Consider the following 16,641-nt stretch of genomic DNA (forward strand, 5'->3'; position numbering starts at 1 on the left):
GCGGGTCGGCGTGGGGAATTCGATAGCTTCCGCCAACTAACGATAGTCCGGTGGATGTTCGACCGGTAGACCCGGCCGGGGCACGGGGAGCGCGGGGGAGTGTCCGGGGCGCGCCGCCCGTCCGCCCTCCGTCGCCCCTCAGCCCTCGACGGACCGGGAGGGCCCCCGGCGGCCGCCCCGGTCCAGCAGTCGGACGGCGAGCGCGGCCAGCAGCGCGGCGGCCAGCGCGTACACGGGCAGCCAGAGCGTGGTCGTCGCGGAGAGGCAGTCGGCGACGGCGTGCCGGGCCTGTTCGCCCTGGGCGGCGGCGAGCGCGGCGCCGTCCCGGGCGGCCAGGTCGCCGAGGGAGGCCTGGGCCTGCAGCCGGGCGTAGTCGCCCAGGCGGGGGCAGTCGCGGCGGGTGCCCGGCATCGGGAACAGCCAGGACCAGCGCTGCATCGCCGGGGCCAGGGCGAGGGCCACGCACAGTCCGATGACGAGCGTGTAGGCGGCCAGGCTCCGGGCGTAGCCGTCCCCGGTGTCGGTCGCGCGGCTCGGCGGGCGGCTGGAGGAGAGGACCACCGCGAGGAGGGTCAGTCCGAGGTAGGTGGAGAACCACTGCCAGGAGCCGGAGGAGAGCGAGAAGGCGAGGACGGCGGCCAGCGCGGTGCCCAGGACCCCGGCCCGCGAGGTCGTCCCCGGGGCGGGGGCGGGCCCCCGGGCGGCTCGGTGGCTGTGGTCGTCCATGCGCTCTCTCCCCTGGCCGGCGGCGTGCCACCAGTCTCCGGGCGGGGCCGTGCCGGGGCCCTCGCACCATGCCGGTCCGCCCGCCGCCTCGCCCGGTTGGCGGGCGGGGACGGCGGGCGGCACTGGCAGGGCTGCGGCGGTGGGGCGGCAGCGGCGGGGCGGCTCAGGCCTGCTCGGCCTGCTCGGGCGGCCACGGTCCGTGCGCCGCGACCTGGGCGCGCAGCCCGCGCAGCGCCCGGGCGGAGGCGATCCCGACCGCGCCGGTGACCAGGCCGTCCCGGACGCAGACGGCGGCGAAGCGGTGCTCCGCCAGGCTGCCGTCGACCACCTCGAACCGCTCGGCGCCGCCGGGCCGGCCGAACACCTGGACCCGCAGCCCGTACTGGTCGGTCCACAGGTACGGGACCGGCCGGTAGGCCTGTCGTTCGCCGTCCGGGCCGGCCAGCAGGTTCCGGGCCGCGTGCATGGCCTGCTCGGTGGCGTTGGTGCGCTGTTCGAGGCGGTGGTGGCGGCCGGTGCGCGGGTCGGGCCAGGAGGCGGCGTCCCCGGCCGCCCAGACGCCGGGGCCGGCGGCGCAGTAGGCGTCGCAGACCACGCCGTCGTCCAGCGGGACGCCGCTGCCGGCCAGCCACTCGGTGGCCGGTTCGGAGCCGACGGCCATCAGCACGGCGTCGGCCGCCAGTTCGGAGCCGTCGGCGAGCCGGACGCCGATGGCCCGGCCGCGCCGTTCGAGCAGTCCGGTGGCCACGCCCCGGTGCAGCCGCACCCCGTGCTCGCGGTGCAGGCCGGCCAGCAGCGCGGCCGTCTCGGTGCCCAGGACGGCGGCCAGCGGCGTGGCGGTGGAGGTCAGCCAGGTCACCTCGGCGCCGAGCCCGACGGCGGTGGCCGCCGCCTCGGCGCCGAGCAGCCCGCCGCCGACCACCAACAGCCTTACGCCCGCGCGCAGTTCCTCGCGCAGGGCGAGGGCGTCGGCGAGGGTGCGCAGCACGTGCGCCCCGGGCCGGGGAGCGTCGGCGCCCGGGAGCCGGCGCGGTCGGACCCCGGTGGCCACGATGACGGCCTCGCAGCGCACCCGTCCGCCGTCGGAGAGCCGGACGGTCCGCTCCCGGCGGTCCAGCTGCTCGGCCCGGACCCCGAGGCGCAGGTCGAGCCGGAGCTCCTCCAGCGCCTCGGGGCCGCGCAGGGCCAGGCGGTCGGGCTGCCACTCCCCGCCGAGCAGGTGCTTGGACAGCGGCGGCCGGTCGTACGGCGGTTCGGGCTCGGCCCCGATCAGGGTGAGGCGGCCGTCGTAGCCGGCCCGGCGCAGCGACTCGGCGGCGTGCAGCCCGGCCGCGCCGGCGCCGACCACGGCCACGTCCCGCAGTGCGGTCACGCCTGGTCCAGGGTGATGGCCGAGGCCGGGCAGACCGCGGCGGCGTCCCGGACGGCCTGGTGGAGCTCGGCGGGCGGTCGGGCGTCGAGCAGGACGACGATGCCGTCCTCGTCGCGCTGGTCGAAGACGTCGGGGGCGGCGAGCACGCAGTGCCCGGCGCCGCAGCACTTCTCCTGGTCGATCCGGACGAGCATGGTCTTCCTTTCGGAACGGGCGCCCCGGCGGTGTGGACTCCGGTGCGGGGCAGGTGGGTTGGTGTGGTTCTGCGGGCTCCCGGGGGAGCCCGGGTCACCAGGCGATCGGCAGCTCGTGGACGCCGTAGATGAGCATCTCGCCGCGGAAGCGGACCTCCTCGAACGGTACGGTCAGGCGCAGTCCGGGCAGTCTGCGCAGGATGGTGGCCAGCGCGATCTGCAACTCCAGCCGGGCGAGCGGCTGTCCCAGGCACTGGTGGGCGCCGAAGCCGAAGGCCAGGTGGCGGCGGGCGTCGCGGGTCAGGTCGAGCTCGTCGCCGTCGGGGAACTCCCGCTCGTCCCGGTTGGCGGTGTTGACCATGCAGATGACGCCCTCGCCCGCCGCGATCCGCACGTCGCCCAGGTCGACGTCCTCGGCGGCGACCCGGGTCACGCCGGAGTGCACGATGGTCAGGTAGCGCAGCAGCTCCTCGACCGCGCCGGGCACGGACTCGGGGTGCTCGCGCAGGTGGGCGAGCTGGTCGGGGTTGCGCAGCAGGGCGAGCACGGAGAGCGCGGTCATGTTCGCCGTGGTCTCGTGTCCGGCGATCAGCAGCAGCCGGCCCATGTCGCCGATCTGCTGGGTGCTCAGCTCGCCGCGTTCCACCAGGCGGCTGAGGATGCCGTCGTCGGGGTGGGTGCGCTTGGTCTCGGTGAGCCCGATCAGGTAGTCGACCAGCTTGGCCTGGGCGTCGGCGACGTCCTCGGCGGCGGAGTCGCGGCGCAGCAGGACGCGGCTGCACTCCTGGAAGAAGTCGTGGTCCTGGTAGGGGACGCCGAGCAGCAGGCAGATGACCAGGGACGGCAGCGGCAGGGCGAACTCGTGGACGAGGTCGGCGCCGGAGCGTCCGTCGGTCATCCGGTCCAGCAGGTCGTCGGCGATCCGCTGGATCTCCGGGCGCAGCGCCTCGACCTTCTTGATCATGAACTCGCCGGTCAGCATCCGGCGGAAGTGGGTGTGCTCCGGGGCGTCCATCCGGATGATGGTCGGCCGCCCGGTGTTCAGCTGCCGGGCGCCCGCGCTGATGAACGGGTAGCCGGGCCGGGTGGAGTCGGAGCTGAACCGGGCGTCGGAGAGGACGGCCTTGACGTCCTCGTGACGGGTGACCAGCCAGCTGGTGGAGCCGTCCCACAGGGTGACGCGGCTGACCGGCTCCTCCTGCCGGGCCTGCTCGTACGCGGGCGGCGGGGCGAACGGGCAGGTGCCGCGGGCGGCGGGGTGGGTGAATCGGGGGGTCTTCTCGGCGGTGGCCATCGGTGGATCCCCTTCCGGGAGTCGAGCCGTGGGCACCTAGTTACGTGCCCAAAGCAACTAACTGAAAGTCACGCTAACTCGCGTTCCGTGGTGGCGAAAGGGCGGATCGGGTGACGGCCGAAACTGTCCGAAACCCGGCGCCGCCTCCCCGTCCCGGCCACCGCCCGGACCGGATCGCTACAGTTCCCCCATGTCGGACGAAGAAGACGCCGAAGACGACCGGACCACCGCCTGCCAGCCGCAGGGCCCGAACGGCCTGGACGGCCTGGAGGACGTCCTGGCCACCCTGGCCTACCTGCTGACACGGTCACAGGAGCACGAGCGCCGCACCGCCAAGGCCGGCATCACCGCCGCCCGCTCGGACGTCTACCTGCTGCGCGCGCTCGCCGAGCGCGCGGAGGCCAGCCGGGTGAGCGACCTGGCCGACCGCCTGATGGTCAAGCCCTCCCACGTCACCCGCCAGATCGACCGCCTCCAGGGCCAGCAGCTGGTGGAACGCAGCCAGGACACGCAGGACCGGCGGGCCCGCCAGGTGGCCATCACCCGCGGCGGACGGGAAGTGCTGGACCGCCTGAAACAGGCCAACATCATCGGGCTCGCCGACGCGCTGGACGGCATCCCCGAGGCGGACGTCGTCACCACCGCCACCGTGCTGCGCCACCTCATCGACCGGTACGTGCACCGGGTGCGCGCCACGGGGGCCGACGACGACCCGCTCCCGGACCGGACGGACGGCGCCGCCGGCGCACCGGCTCCGGCCACGGGGCCCAGAACGGCCGCGTACCAAGGCGGTTGAGCCGGGGGAGCGCCCGGGTACGTCCTGCGGCATGTCGGACGAGAAGAACCGCGCCGTGGCCGAGGCGATCCTCCCGCTGGTCGGCGGCGCCGCCAACATCCGCTCGGTCGCCCACTGCATGACCCGGCTGCGGCTGGGCCTGGCGGACCGCGCCCTGGTCGACACCGAGGCGCTCCGGGCGCTGCCGGAGGTCCTGGGCACGGTCGAGGACGACACCTACCAGATCGTGCTCGGGCCCGCCGCCGTCGCCGGGGTCACCGAGCGGCTGCGCCGACTCCTGGAGTCCCCCGGCCCGGCGGCCGCCCCCACCGCCGAGGACCTCGCCGGGCGCGGCGAGCGCATCCGGGCCCAGGGCCGGGTGCGCAACGCCACCCCGGTGAAGCTGGCGCTGCGCCGGATCGCGAACATCTTCGTCCCGCTGATCCCCGCCCTGATCGGCTGCGGGATCGTCGCTGGCCTCTCCGGGGCGCTCGCCAACCTCGGCTGGGCACCGGCGCTGGTCACCGCCCTGGGCCCGGTCTCCTCCGGGTTCATGTCGCTGATCGCGGTCTTCGTCGGCTACAACACGGCGAAGGAGTTCGGCGGCACGCCCGTGCTCGGCGGCGCGGTGGCCAGCGTGATCGTCTACGCCGGGGTCGCCAAGGTGGAGGCCTTCGGCCACCACCTCACGCCCGGCCAGGGCGGCGTGGTCGGCGCGCTCGGCGCCGCACTGCTGGCCGTCCACCTGGAGCGCTGGACCCGCCGCCTGGTGCCCGCAGCCCTCGACGTCCTGGTCACCCCCACCGTCACCGTCCTGCTCGGCGGGCTGGCCGCGCTGTTCGGCCTGATGTACCTCGCCGGGGAGGTCTCCACCGCCATCGGCCACGCCGCCACCTGGCTGCTCGCCCACGGCGGCCTGCTCGCCGGACTCGTGCTCGGCGGCCTCTTCCTGCCGCTGGTGATGCTCGGCCTGCACCAGGCGCTGATCCCGATCCACACCACCCTGATCCAGCAGCAGGGCTCCACCGTCCTGCTGCCGATCCTCGCCATGGCGGGCGCCGGACAGGTCGGCTGCGCGGTGGCGGTCTACCTGCGGCTGCGCCACAACGCCTCGATCCGGGCCACCATCAGGTCCGCGCTCCCGGCCGGCCTGCTCGGCGTCGGCGAGCCCCTGGTCTACGGCGTCACCCTGCCGCTGGGGCGCCCCTTCGTCACCGCCTGCGTCGGCGGCGCGGCCGGCGGCGCCTTCATCGGGGTGGCCGGACAGCTCGGCGACGCCGTCGGCTCCACCGCCATCGGCCCCTCCGGCTGGGCCCTCTTCCCGCTCCTGGCCGGCCCGCACGGACTCCTCGCGAGCGCCGCCGTCTACGGCGGCGGGCTGCTGACCGGCTACCTCGCGGGCTTCCTCGCCACCTGGTTCTTCGGCTTCACCCGCGAGACCCTCGCCGAGTACAACGCCGTTGCCCCGGAGGGGGGTTCGGAATAGCCGCCGGGCCGCCGCCGAAGCGGATCGGCGGCGGTCCGGCGGTCAGGTGGCCAGGAAGCGCTCCCGGTGGACCTGTTCGGGCGGCACCCCTGCGGAAGCGGCGGTGCGCAGCACGGCGTCGACCAGGGGCGGCGGGCCGCAGACGTACAGGTCCGGTGCGGCGCCGCCGAGTTCGGGCAGGGCGGCGGCGAGCAGGTCGGCCGGGGTGCCGGTCGGGCCGGACCAGTCGGGGCCGGGCCCGCGGACGCAGACCTCGTACCGGAAGCCGGGCAACTCGGCGGCTACGGCGGCGAGTTCGTCCAGTCCGAAGACGTCCCGCGGCTCGTTGACGCCGAGGAACAGCCGGGCGGGTTGCGGATCCCGCCACTCGGCCATCCGGCGGACCATCGCCAGCAGCGGGGCCAGGCCGGTGCCGCCGGCCAGGAACCAGCGCGGCCGCAGGCCGGTCTCGTGCAGGCCGAAGGCGCCCTGCGGGCCGTGCACGGTGAGCCGGTCGCCCGGGCGGGCCCGGTCGGCGAGGTAGGAGGAGAAGTGCCCGCCCTCCCGCAGCCGGATGTAGAACTCCAGCCGGCCCTCCCAGTTGCCGGTGTTGGCGGGGGAGTAGGCGCGCTTCACCTCGCCGCCGGGTGCCTGGAGCTCCATGAACTGCCCCGGGTCGAACTGGCAGTCCGGGTCGTCGAGGCGCAGCTCCAGCCGCACGGTGTCCGGGGTGGCCTGGTCCACCGCCGTGACGGTGGCCGCGCGGACCGGGACGGCGCCGTACAGGACGCGGGCCTGCTCGTACGGCAGGGCGGCGGTCAGCGGACCGCGCGGGAAGGTGCGGCAGAGCAGCACCTCGCCGCGCTCGCGCCCGTCCGGCGGGAGGGCCTGGTCACTGTGCGGCCCGAGGTCGTACGGTCCGTCGGTGACGGAGGCGTGGCAGGAGCCGCAGGTGCCCCGGCGGCAGGAGGCGGGCAGGGCGGCGCCGGCCTCCGCCGCGGCCTCCAGGACGCTGCGGCCGGGGGCGCAGTCGAACTCCAGCCGGCCGCCGTCGGTGGTGGTGAGGGTGACGGGGTGGGCGTGCCCCGCGCTCACGACGCCGTCCGTTCGAGCGCGGTGGCCAGGTCGGCCGCCGGGTCGCCGGCCACCCGCAGGCCGAACCGCTTCACCAGTTCCTCGACCAGGGCGGGGGTCAGGAAGCCGGGCAGCGAGGGGCCGAGGTGGATGTCGCGGATGCCCAGCGCGAGCAGGGTGAGCAGCACCGCGACGGCCTTCTGCTCGGTCCAGGACAGCGCCAGGGTGAGCGGCAGGTCGTTGATGTCGCACTCGAAGGCGTCGGCGAGCGCGGTGGCGATCCGGATGGCGGAGTAGGTGTCGTTGCACTGGCCGAGGTCGAGCAGCCGGGGCAGACCCGCGATCTCGCCGAAGTCGTGCCGGTTGAAGCGGTACTTGGCGCAGCCGAGGGTGAGCACCACGCTGTCGCGGGGCGCGCCGAAGGCGAGGTCGGTGTAGTAGTCGCGGCCGGGGGTGGGGCCGTCGCAGCCGCCGATCAGGAAGAAGTGCCGGATGTCGCCCTGCCGTACCGCGTGGACGACCTGGTCGGCGACCGCGAGCACGGCGTCCCGGCCGAAGCCGACGGTGACGGCCTGCTCCGCGGCGGCGGTCTCCGGGAACCCGGGCAGGGCGTGGGCGGCCTGGATCAGCGGGCGGAAGTCGTGGTCGGCGAGGTGCCGGACGCCGGGCCAGCCGACCGGTCCGGCGGTGAAGATCCGGCGGCGGTAGGCGGCGTGCGGCTCGATGACGCAGTTGGAGGTCATCAGGACCGGGCCGGGGAAGGCGGCGAAGTCCCGCTGCTGGTCCTGCCAGGCGCCGCCGTAGTTGCCGGCCAGGTGCGGGTGGGCCTTGAGCAGCGGGTAGGCGTGGGCGGGGAGCATCTCGCCGTGGGTGTAGACGTTGATGCCCTGGCCCCTGGTCTGCACCAGGAGGGCCTCCAGGTCCCGCAGGTCGTGGCCGCTGACCAGGACGGCCTTTCCGGCGACCGGGGTGGTGCGGACGGCGGTGGGCCGCTGGGGCCCGTAGGTGCCGGTGTTGGCGGCGTCCAGCAGTTCGATCGCCGCGAGGTTGAGCCGGCCGAGGCCGACGGCGCGCTCCAGCAGCTCGGCGGGGTCGGTCGGCTCGCCGGCCAGGTAGGCGAGGGCGTCCTCGACGCCGCCGAGCACCTCGGCGCTGCGGCGGCCGAGCACGTCGGCGTGGTGGGCGTAGGCGCAGATGCCCTTGAGCGCGTAGAGGTGGAGCGAGCGGAGCCCGACCACCTCGGGCCCGACCAGGGGGAGCCCGATGTCCACCCGGACGCCCGAGGCCTGGCCGACCAGGGCGCCGGGGTCCCCGGCCGGGGCCCACGCGGCCGGGCCGGTGAGCGTCTCCGGCTGCTGCCCGGCGGCGCGCGCGGCCCGCTCGTACCGGTCCCTGGTCCGGTTCCGGACGCCGACGGCCAGCTGGATCAGGGCGGCGAAGCGGGTGGGGTTGAAGTTGACGTTGGTGAGCGTGGTGAAGAGCGCGTACAGGACGAAGGCCGCCGCCTCGTCGTCCGGGTCGTTGAGGGCGCGCGCCTTGGCGGCGTACTGGGAGATGCCCTTGACCGCGTGGATCAGCAGGTCCTGGAGGTCCGAGGTGGGGGAGTCCTTGCCGCAGTTGCCGATCGGACCGGCGCAGCCGGGGGTGGCGCCGGTGCGGTCGGTCTGTTCGCACTGGTAGCAGAACATGCGGGTCCTCCGGGGACTCGTGGTGTCGTTCGGTGGCGGCGGGCGGACGGGGCCTCGACGAGTCCAGGATGGGGCCGCCGTTGACGGCGCGTCAGGGCCGGAGGGCCCCAATCCGGGGTCGGGAGACCCAGTCGCCCCGGCGTCCGCCGCGTCCGATCGGGTGTACGTGTGCGGCGTTCAGACGAAACGGTTGGCGGGTCGCCGCTGCTCGGGGCTCCGACGAGAACACTCCGAGGGCTGTTGTTCGGTTCATATGAGGAAAGGACTGTGGTGAAGCCCAGTCAGAATCAGGCGACCGCCGTCGGCTGGAGACGAAGGCTCGGCAGGGTGATGGGATCCGCCCTGGCCCTGACGCTCGTCCCCTTCGGCATGTCGCTCATCGCACCGTCGGCCGCCCAGGCGGCCGGCCTGCCGGGCGGCCTGGGGCCCTGCCTGGGCGCGGACTGTCCGGCGACGTTCCCCCCGGTCAACAACGGTCCCTTCGCGGGCCGCGACGCCGGGGTGAACGTCTTCGTCGGCGGCGACTTCAACGTCCGGGGCTCGGCCGCCGAGGCCGAGGGGCACGTGGTGACCCTCGGCAACTTCGACATGAGCAAGGCCGCCGGGGTCAGCTCCGTGTACAACATCGGCATCGTCGGCGTCGGCTCGCGCGTTCCCCCGCCGAACGGCGCGGACTTCCTCACCGCCGGCGGCAACGTCACCGTGGCCCCGGGGCAGTCGCTCCTGGCCGAGGGCGGCGTCGTCCGCTACGCGGGCGCCACCACGGGAACCGTCACCGGCACGAAGGTCCACGACCCGCAGGCCGTGGCCGCCTACGCGCCGCTGCGCGGCGAGCTGCAGACGGCCAGCGCGTGCTACGCCGGGACCGGCACCCCCCGCCCGGCCACCGGAACCGCCGTCAACCAGGGGTACCAGACCCTGTTCACCGGCGACGGCACCTCCGCCCTCCAGGTCTTCAACGTCGACTTCGACATCGTCGGCCGCGGCGGCGGCACCCAGGGGGTCACCTTCGCCGGCATCCCCGCGAACGCGACCGTCCTGGTCAACCTCGTCGGCGACGCCCGCACCATCAACACCTACAGCGGCAGCCTCGCGGACACCGACCCGTGGAACCAGCTGCGCGAGCGCCTGCTGTGGAACTTCCCCACCGCGACGACCGTCACCCTGACCGGCTCGGGGCAGTTCCAGGGCAGCGTGCTGGTCGGCAACCCGGCCAGCACCGCCACGATGAACCTGCCCGGCCTGAACGGACGGTTCTTCACCACCGGCTCGCTGCTGCACAACTCCGGTCTGGGCATGACCGGGACCGAGTTCCACGCCTACCCCTTCAACGGCGACCTCCCGGAGTGCGGCAACCCGCCGGCCCCCACCGCCTCGACCAGCGTGACCAAGGTCGACTCGGCCACCGGGCAGACCCTGGCGGGCGCCACCTTCCAGCTGTGGAAGGAGAGCAACGGCGTCGCCGGCCTGCAGACCACGGGCACCACCCCGGACACCAAGGTCGGCGCCCCCTGCACCACCGGGCGCAACGGTGTCTGCTCCACGGCCGACCTCCCGCTGGGCACCTACTACTGGGAGGAGACGACGCCGCCGCCCGGGTACGACCTGCCCCAGCCGCCGGTGACGACCGTGGTCCTCGGCACGAACGGGCAGACCGTCCCGGTCACCGTCCAGGACACCACGAGCCCGGTCGTCGAGACCGGGTCCACCAGTGTGACCAAGGTCGACTCCGCCACCGCGCGGCCGCTGGCGGGGGCGACCTTCCAGCTGTGGCACGAGACCAACGGCGTTCCGGGGCTGCAGACCACGGGGGCCAATCCCGACACGGCGGTCGGCTCCCCGTGCGTCACGCCCGCGTCGGGCGTCTGCTCGGCGTCCGGCCTCCCGCTGGGCACGTACTACTGGCAGGAGACGGCGGCGCCGCCCGGGTACGACCTGCCCGGGCTCAACGTGACCACGGTCGTGCTGAACACCAACGGGCAGAGCGCCCCGGTCACCGTCGCCGACACCCCGGCCGCCGCTCCGACCGGCTCGACCAGCGTGACCAAGACCGACTCCGACAGCGGGCAGCCCCTGGCGGGGGCGACCTTCCAGTTGTGGCGTGAGACCAACGGCGTCGCCGGTCTGCAGACGTCCGGGGCGACCCCGGACACCGCGGTCGGCTCCCCGTGCGTCACCCCGGCGTCCGGTGTCTGCTCGGCGTCGGGCCTCCCGCTGGACACCTACTACTGGCAGGAGGTCTCGGCGCCCGACGGGTACGACCTGCCCGACCTCAACGTGAACACCGTGGTGCTGGACGCGAACGGGAAGAACGTCATGGTCACCGTCGCCGATGCCAAGACCATCGCTCCCACCGGGTCCACCTCCGTCACCAAGACCGACGCGGCCACCGGACAGCCGCTGGCGGGGGCGACCTTCCAGCTGTGGCACGAGACCAACGGCGTGGCGGGCCTGCAGGCCTCCGGGGCCAACCCGGACACGGCCGTGGGCTCCCCGTGCGTCACCCCGGCGTCGGGGATCTGCTCGGCGTCCGGGCTCCCGCTGGGTACGTACTACTGGCAGGAGACGGTGCCGCCGCCCGGGTACGACCTGCCGCAGTCCGCGGTGACGACCGTCGTCCTCGACACCAACGGGCAGGACATCCAGCTCCCCGTCCAGGACACCCACTCGACCGCCCCCACCGGGTCCACCTCCGTCAAGAAGACCGACGCCGCGACCGGACAGCCCCTGGCGGGCGCCACCTTCCAGCTCTGGCACGAGACCAACGGCGTTCCGGGCCTGCAGGCCACCGGCCCGAATCCGGACACGGCCGTGGGCTCCCCGTGCGTCACGCCCGCGTCGGGCGTCTGCTCGGCGTCCGGCCTCCCGCTGGGCACGTACTACTGGCAGGAGACGGTGCCGCCGCCCGGGTACGACCTGCCGCAGTCGCCGGTGACGACCGTCGTCATCGACCTGGGCCGGCCGAACGTCCAGGTCCCCGTCCAGGACACGCAGACGCCGACCGCCCCGAGCGGGTCCACCTCCGTCAGGAAGGTCGACGCCGACAGCGGGCAGCCGCTGGCGGGCGCCGTGTTCCAGCTGTGGCGGGAGAGCAACGGCGTGGCCGGTCTGCAGACCACGGGGGACAACCCCGACACCGCCGTCGGCCCGCCGTGCACGACCCCCGCGTCGGGCGTCTGCTCGGCGGACCACCTCCCGCTGGGCACGTACTACTGGCAGGAGGTCTCCGCACCCGAGGGCTACAACCTGTCGCGGCCCTCGGTGACCAGGGTCGAGCTGACCGGGGACCACGCGTGCGTGACGGTCACGGTCGAGGACAGCAAGTGTCCGCCGCCGCCGTGCCCGCCCACCCCCTGCCCGCCGGGCGACGAGTGGAGCCCGTACGTGCGCTTCACGCCCGTGCCGGGCTTCCTCTGGGGCGCGGACGCCTGACCGCATGACCGGCCCGTGCCCGCCGAAGCCTCCGCGCTTCGGTGGGCACGGGCCCGCCCGGACGGCGCCCCGGACGGCCCAGGGCCCTACGATGGCGCCATGAGCGGGAGCCTTCAGGTGTCAGGTGCGCACCATGCGCAGGAGCGACGGGACGACGAGCGGCTGGAGGCCGCGGCCGGCATCCTGGCGCTGCTCGCGGACCGCACCCGGCTCGCGCTGCTCCAGCGGCTGAGCGCCGGCGAGGCCGACGTGACCACGCTCACGGAGGCGGCCGGAGCCCCCCGGACGTCGGTCAGCCAGCACCTCGGCAAGCTCCGGCTGGCGGGCCTGGTCACCACCCGCAAGGACGGCCGGCGCGTCGTGTACGCGCTGCGCCACGGCCATCTGCGCCGGCTGGTCGACGAGGCGCTGAGCGTCGCCGACCACCAGATCGGCGAGCTCCCGCCGCACGACTGAGCGATCCGTACCGGCCCGTGCCCTCCGGGGTGCGGGCCGCTTTCCCGGCGCCGCCTTCCCCTCGCCGCCTTCCGGGCCGCTTTTCCGGTCAATATGTGCACATGCGTGCACATGTTGACCTATCCTGGACGTGTCGTCCTACCGCGTCCAGTCCGAGCGGGGTCCTCATGCTCTCCGTGCTGCGCAACCGCACCTATCTGCACCTGTTCGCCGCCCAGATCGTCGCTCTGGTGGGCACCGGCCTCGCCACCGTCGCGCTCGGCCTCCTCGCGTACGACCTCGCCGGGGCGGGCGCCGGATCGGTGCTCGGCACCGCGCTGGCGATCAAGATGCTCGCGTACGTCGGCATCGCCCCGGTGGTCACCGCGCTGGCCCACCGCATCCCGCGCCGGCGGCTGATGGCCGCCTCCGACCTCACCCGGGCCGCCGTCGCCCTCACCCTGCCCTTCGTCACCGAGGTGTGGCAGGTCTACGTCCTGATCTTCGTCCTGCAGTCCGCCTCGGCGGCCTTCACCCCGGCCTTCCAGTCGGTGATCCCCGAGGTGCTGCCCGAGGAGCGCGAGTACACCCGCGCCCTGTCGCTGTCCCGGCTCGCCTACGACACCGAGAGCCTGGTCAGCCCGGTACTGGCGGGCGCCCTGCTCGCGCTGATCAGCTACAACTGGCTGTTCTGGGGCACCGCCGCCGGGTTCCTCGCCTCCGCCGCCCTGGTGCTCTCGGCCGTGCTGCCCAAGCCGCTGCGGCCGGAGCCGCTTCGGTCGGTGCGGGAGGGGGCCGGCGACGGCGTCCTCGCCAGGTCCGTCCGCGGCACCCGGCTGTTCCTCGCCGTGCCCCGGCTGCGCGCGATGCTCGCCCTGGACCTCGCGGCGGCCGCCGCCAGCGCCATGGTGATCGTCAACACCGTCGTCTACGTCCGCGGCCAGCTCGGCCGCCCCGCCACCGACGTCCCGATCGCGCTCGGCGCCTACGGGGCCGGGTCGATGGCCGTGGCGCTGCTGCTGCCCCGGGTGCTGGACCGGGTGCCGGACCGGATCGTCATGCTCCCGGCGGCCTTCGGCATCGTCGGGCTCTTCGCCCTGCTCGCCGTGCTCACGGCCGCCGGGCCGGGCGCCTGGCGCTGGCCCGTCCTGCTCGCCGTCTGGGCCGTCCTCGGCGCGGCCGGCTCGCTGATCCTCACCCCCACCGGCCGCGTCCTGCGCGACTCGGTGGCCGCCGAGGACCTGCCCGCCGTCTTCTCCGCCCAGTTCTCCCTCTCGCACGGCTGCTGGCTGCTCACCTACCCCCTGGCCGGCTGGCTCGGTGCCACCCTGGGCCTCACCGCGGCCGCCGTCGCCCTCGGTGCCGTCGCCCTCGCCTCCGGCCTGCTGGCCGCCCGCGCCTGGCGCGGGGTGCCGGGGGCGGCGGCCGCGGCCACGGTCGCGGCGAGCGGGAAGCGGGGCGTCGCCGTCACCCGCTGACCGGACGGGCAGCCAGGGGCCGGGGTTCGCCGGGGCCGGTCGAGCCCCGCGCGCTTTTGTCATGCGCAAGTTTGACGGGGTGTTACCAGCAGGTAGTCTCTGGGTGTCTCGTAGGCGAACAGCACGACGCCTGCCACGTTCTGAAGGATCCTCACGTGTACCGACCCGGCTCCCGCCGACCCCGCCGCGCCCTGCGCGGCGCCCTCGCCGCCGTCGCGGCCAGCACCCTGATCACCGTCCTGTCGGCCGCGCCGTCCCATGCCGCCCCCGCCCCCGCACAGGGCGCGGACACCACCCACATCGACGCCGTCGAGCAGGTGCTGCGCCAGGTGTCGCCCGGACTGGAGGGCACCGTCTGGCAGCGCACCGACGGCAACGCCCTGGCCGGCGCCGACCAGGCCGGCGGCCCCGCGAACTGGCTGTTCCAGACGCCCGGTTGCTGGGGCGACGCCACCTGCGCCGACCGGCCCGGCACCCGCGCGCTGCTCGCGAAGATGACCGCCGACGTCTCCGCCGCCACCCGGACCGTCGACGTCTCCAGCCTCGCGCCGTTCCCCGACGGCGGGTTCGAGGACGCCCTGGTCGCCGGGCTCAAGGCCTCGGTCGCCGCCGGGCACCGCCCGGTGGTGCGCATCCTGGTCGGCGCGGCGCCGCTGTACAACGCCAACGTGCTGCCGTCGCGGTACCGGGACGACCTGGTCGCGAAGCTCGGACCGGCCGCCTCGTCGGTCAGCCTCAACATCGCCTCGATGACCTCCTCGCGCACCGCCTTCTCCTGGAACCACTCCAAGCTCCTGGTGGTCGACGGACGCACCGTCCTCACCGGCGGCATCAACGGCTGGAGCAAGGACTACCTCGACACCTCACACCCCGTCTCGGACGTCGACCTCGCGCTCGCCGGCCCCGCCGCGACCTCCGCCGGCCGCTACCTGGACACCCTCTGGGAGTGGACCTGCGGCCGGACCGGCCTCCTCGACAACGCGTGGTTCGCCTCCTCGGACGGCGGCGCCTGCCGCCCGTCGATCGAACGCGAGCTCAACCCGACCGCCCCCGCCGCCGGGAACGTCCCGGTGATAGCCGTCGGCGGCCTCGGCGTCGGCATCAAGGACGCGGACCCCTCCTCCGGGTACCGGCCCGGCCCCGTCCCCGGGGCGGCGGACGCCAAGTGCGGCCCGCTGACCCTGCACGACAACACCAACGCCGACCGCGACTACGAGACCGTCAACCCCGAGGAGAACGCCCTGCGCGCCCTGGTCGGCAGCGCCCAGCGGCACATCGAGATCTCCCAGCAGGACCTGAACGGCACCTGCCCGCCGATCTCGCACTACGACTCCCGGCTCTACGACACGCTGGCCGCCAAGCTGGCCGCCGGGGTCAAGGTGCGGATCGTGGTCAGCGACCCGGCCAACCGGGGCACCGTGGGCAGCGGGGGCTACTCGCAGATGAAGTCCCTCGCCGAGATCAGCGACGTCCTGAAGGCCCGGCTCACCGCGCTCACCGGCGACCGGGGCAAGGCCGACGCGGCCCTCTGCGGCAACCTCCAGCTCGCCTCCTTCCGTGCGGCCCCCACCGCCGCCTGGGCCGACGGGCACCCGTACGCGCTGCACCACAAGCTGGTCGCGGTCGACGACTCGGCCTTCTACATCGGCTCGAAGAACCTGTACCCGGCCTGGCTGCAGGACTTCGGCTACATCGTCGAGAACCGCAACGCGGCCGCGCAGCTCGACCGCGACCTGCTCGGCCCCGAGTGGAAGTACTCGCAGGCCGCCGCGACCGTCGACTGGTCCACCGGGACCTGCCGCGCCTGAGGTCGAGGCCTGAGGCTCGACGCCTGATGGCCGGCCGGGGCGGGCGCTGCTCACTGCGGCGCCCGCCCCGCTCTGCTCTCACCCGGGAGCTACGCCCGCACGAACCCGTGGCTGCGCTCCACCTTCGCCACGTGCAGTGTGTAGCTCTCGTACCAGTCGGCCCGCCCGCGCTTCTGCGCGGCGCGGTGCTCGGCGTTGGTCCGCCACTGAGTGAGGGCGTCGGCGTCGCGGAAGTACCCGACGGTGATGCCCAGTCCGCCGGGCGTCTGCGCGTGGTCCATCCCCAGGTACCCGGGGATGTCGTTCACCAGCTCTTCCATGCGGGCGTTGGTCTCGCTGTAGTCGCTCTGGTCCTGCGTCCGGAGCGTGGTGAAGACGGCGACGTAGTACGGGGGTTCAAAGGCCTGGACGGGTGCGACGGGTGCTTCGGAGTGATCACTCATGCCGCCACCGTAGGGCGGCACGCGTCCGGTGATCCAGTGTCTTTACCGAACGGTGGACCAAGGGTTCGGGATCTTGACCGAAGCCGTCCGGGCCCTCCCGCGGTGGCCTGGACGGCGCGGTACGCGGCTGCTCAGAGGCCGAAGCGGGCCCGGTGGGTGGCGGGGACCAGGTCGGCGTACTCGGGGTGCTTGGTGATCCAGCCGCGGATGAAGGGGCAGTAGGGGAGGACGGCGAGGTGCTGGTCGCGGGCCGTGTCCAGGGCGGCGCGGGCCAGTCGGCCGGCGAGGCCTCGGCCCTCGAAGCGGGGGTCGATCTCGGTGTGGATGAAGGCGATCTCGTCGCCGGAGCGGTGGTACTCGGCGAAGCCGGCGAGTTCGCCGCCGTCGTGGATCTCGAAGCGGGACTTCTCGGTGTTGTCGGTGACGGTCTGCTCCACGGTTCCTCCTCGGGTGCGGC

At 74.4% G+C, this 16,641-nt stretch carries 14 protein-coding genes; 6 read left to right on the top strand and 8 right to left on the bottom strand.

Annotated features, from left to right (window positions below):
• Positions 1-138: 138 nt before the first annotated feature.
• The 4 genes from ACFY4B_RS37150 to ACFY4B_RS37165 form a co-directional block, all read right to left on the bottom strand.
• Complete coding sequence (locus tag ACFY4B_RS37150; protein WP_387975465.1) at positions 139-726, bottom strand: hypothetical protein; 588 nt, start codon at positions 724-726, stop codon at positions 139-141.
• Between the two features lie 163 nt (positions 727-889).
• Complete coding sequence (locus ACFY4B_RS37155) at positions 890-2,098, bottom strand: NAD(P)/FAD-dependent oxidoreductase (protein WP_387975468.1); 1,209 nt, start codon at positions 2,096-2,098, stop codon at positions 890-892.
• Positions 2,095-2,292, bottom strand: coding sequence for a ferredoxin (locus ACFY4B_RS37160; protein ID WP_049654383.1), 198 nt, complete (start codon positions 2,290-2,292; stop codon positions 2,095-2,097). The genes ACFY4B_RS37155 and ACFY4B_RS37160 overlap by 4 nt, the downstream gene beginning before the upstream one ends.
• Before the next feature lie 94 nt (positions 2,293-2,386).
• On the bottom strand, positions 2,387-3,586 hold the full coding sequence (locus tag ACFY4B_RS37165) for a cytochrome P450 (protein WP_380777125.1): 1,200 nt from the start codon (positions 3,584-3,586) through the stop codon (positions 2,387-2,389).
• A 190-nt stretch (positions 3,587-3,776) separates the two neighbouring features.
• On the opposite strand from ACFY4B_RS37165, the gene ACFY4B_RS37170 reads away from it, so the two are divergent.
• Both ACFY4B_RS37170 and ACFY4B_RS37175 read left to right on the top strand, forming a co-directional pair.
• Positions 3,777-4,382: a MarR family winged helix-turn-helix transcriptional regulator gene (locus ACFY4B_RS37170; RefSeq protein ID WP_387975471.1), complete on the top strand. Its 606-nt coding sequence runs from the start codon at positions 3,777-3,779 to the stop codon at positions 4,380-4,382.
• A gap of 31 nt (positions 4,383-4,413) precedes the next feature.
• Complete coding sequence (locus ACFY4B_RS37175) at positions 4,414-5,847, top strand: PTS transporter subunit EIIC (RefSeq protein WP_387975474.1); 1,434 nt, start codon at positions 4,414-4,416, stop codon at positions 5,845-5,847.
• Positions 5,848-5,889: 42 nt separating this feature from the next.
• Here ACFY4B_RS37175 and ACFY4B_RS37180 read toward each other — a convergent pair whose 3' ends face one another.
• Together ACFY4B_RS37180 and hcp are read right to left on the bottom strand one after the other, a co-directional pair.
• A complete protein-coding gene (locus ACFY4B_RS37180) occupies positions 5,890-6,921 on the bottom strand; it encodes an FAD-binding oxidoreductase (protein ID WP_387975477.1) in 1,032 nt (343 codons plus the stop codon).
• Positions 6,918-8,588 carry a hydroxylamine reductase gene (gene hcp / locus ACFY4B_RS37185; RefSeq protein ID WP_387975479.1) on the bottom strand — a complete coding sequence of 557 codons (1,671 nt, stop codon included), beginning with the start codon at positions 8,586-8,588 and terminating at the stop codon, positions 6,918-6,920. The genes ACFY4B_RS37180 and hcp overlap by 4 nt, the downstream gene beginning before the upstream one ends.
• 330 nt (positions 8,589-8,918) lie before the next feature.
• Here hcp and ACFY4B_RS37190 point away from each other — a divergent pair, with 330 nt between their 5' ends.
• The 4 genes from ACFY4B_RS37190 to ACFY4B_RS37205 all read left to right on the top strand — a co-directional run bounded on the left by ACFY4B_RS37190 (position 8,919) and on the right by ACFY4B_RS37205 (position 15,741).
• Positions 8,919-12,020: a SpaA isopeptide-forming pilin-related protein gene (locus tag ACFY4B_RS37190; protein WP_387975612.1), complete on the top strand. Its 3,102-nt coding sequence runs from the start codon at positions 8,919-8,921 to the stop codon at positions 12,018-12,020.
• 99 nt (positions 12,021-12,119) lie between these two features.
• Entirely contained in the window at positions 12,120-12,476 is a 357-nt protein-coding gene (locus ACFY4B_RS37195) for a metalloregulator ArsR/SmtB family transcription factor (RefSeq protein ID WP_049654374.1), read from the top strand.
• A gap of 167 nt (positions 12,477-12,643) precedes the next feature.
• Entirely contained in the window at positions 12,644-13,933 is a 1,290-nt protein-coding gene (locus tag ACFY4B_RS37200; RefSeq protein ID WP_387975482.1) for an MFS transporter, read from the top strand.
• Between the two features lie 155 nt (positions 13,934-14,088).
• Positions 14,089-15,741, top strand: a complete 1,653-nt coding sequence (locus ACFY4B_RS37205; RefSeq protein WP_387975484.1) for a phospholipase D-like domain-containing protein — start codon at positions 14,089-14,091, stop codon at positions 15,739-15,741.
• Between the two features lie 89 nt (positions 15,742-15,830).
• Here ACFY4B_RS37205 and ACFY4B_RS37210 read toward each other — a convergent pair whose 3' ends face one another.
• Positions 15,831-16,184 carry an antibiotic biosynthesis monooxygenase gene (locus ACFY4B_RS37210; protein ID WP_049653354.1) on the bottom strand — a complete coding sequence of 118 codons (354 nt, stop codon included), beginning with the start codon at positions 16,182-16,184 and terminating at the stop codon, positions 15,831-15,833.
• Between the two features lie 131 nt (positions 16,185-16,315).
• The gene (locus tag ACFY4B_RS37215; RefSeq protein WP_049653355.1) at positions 16,316-16,621 is read right to left on the bottom strand and encodes a GNAT family N-acetyltransferase; all 306 of its coding nucleotides are present in this window, start codon (positions 16,619-16,621) and stop codon (positions 16,316-16,318) included.
• Positions 16,622-16,641 lie beyond the last annotated feature (20 nt).

This window comes from Kitasatospora sp. NPDC001261 (genome assembly GCF_042896795.1).
Lineage (GTDB): Bacteria > Actinomycetota > Actinomycetes > Streptomycetales > Streptomycetaceae > Kitasatospora.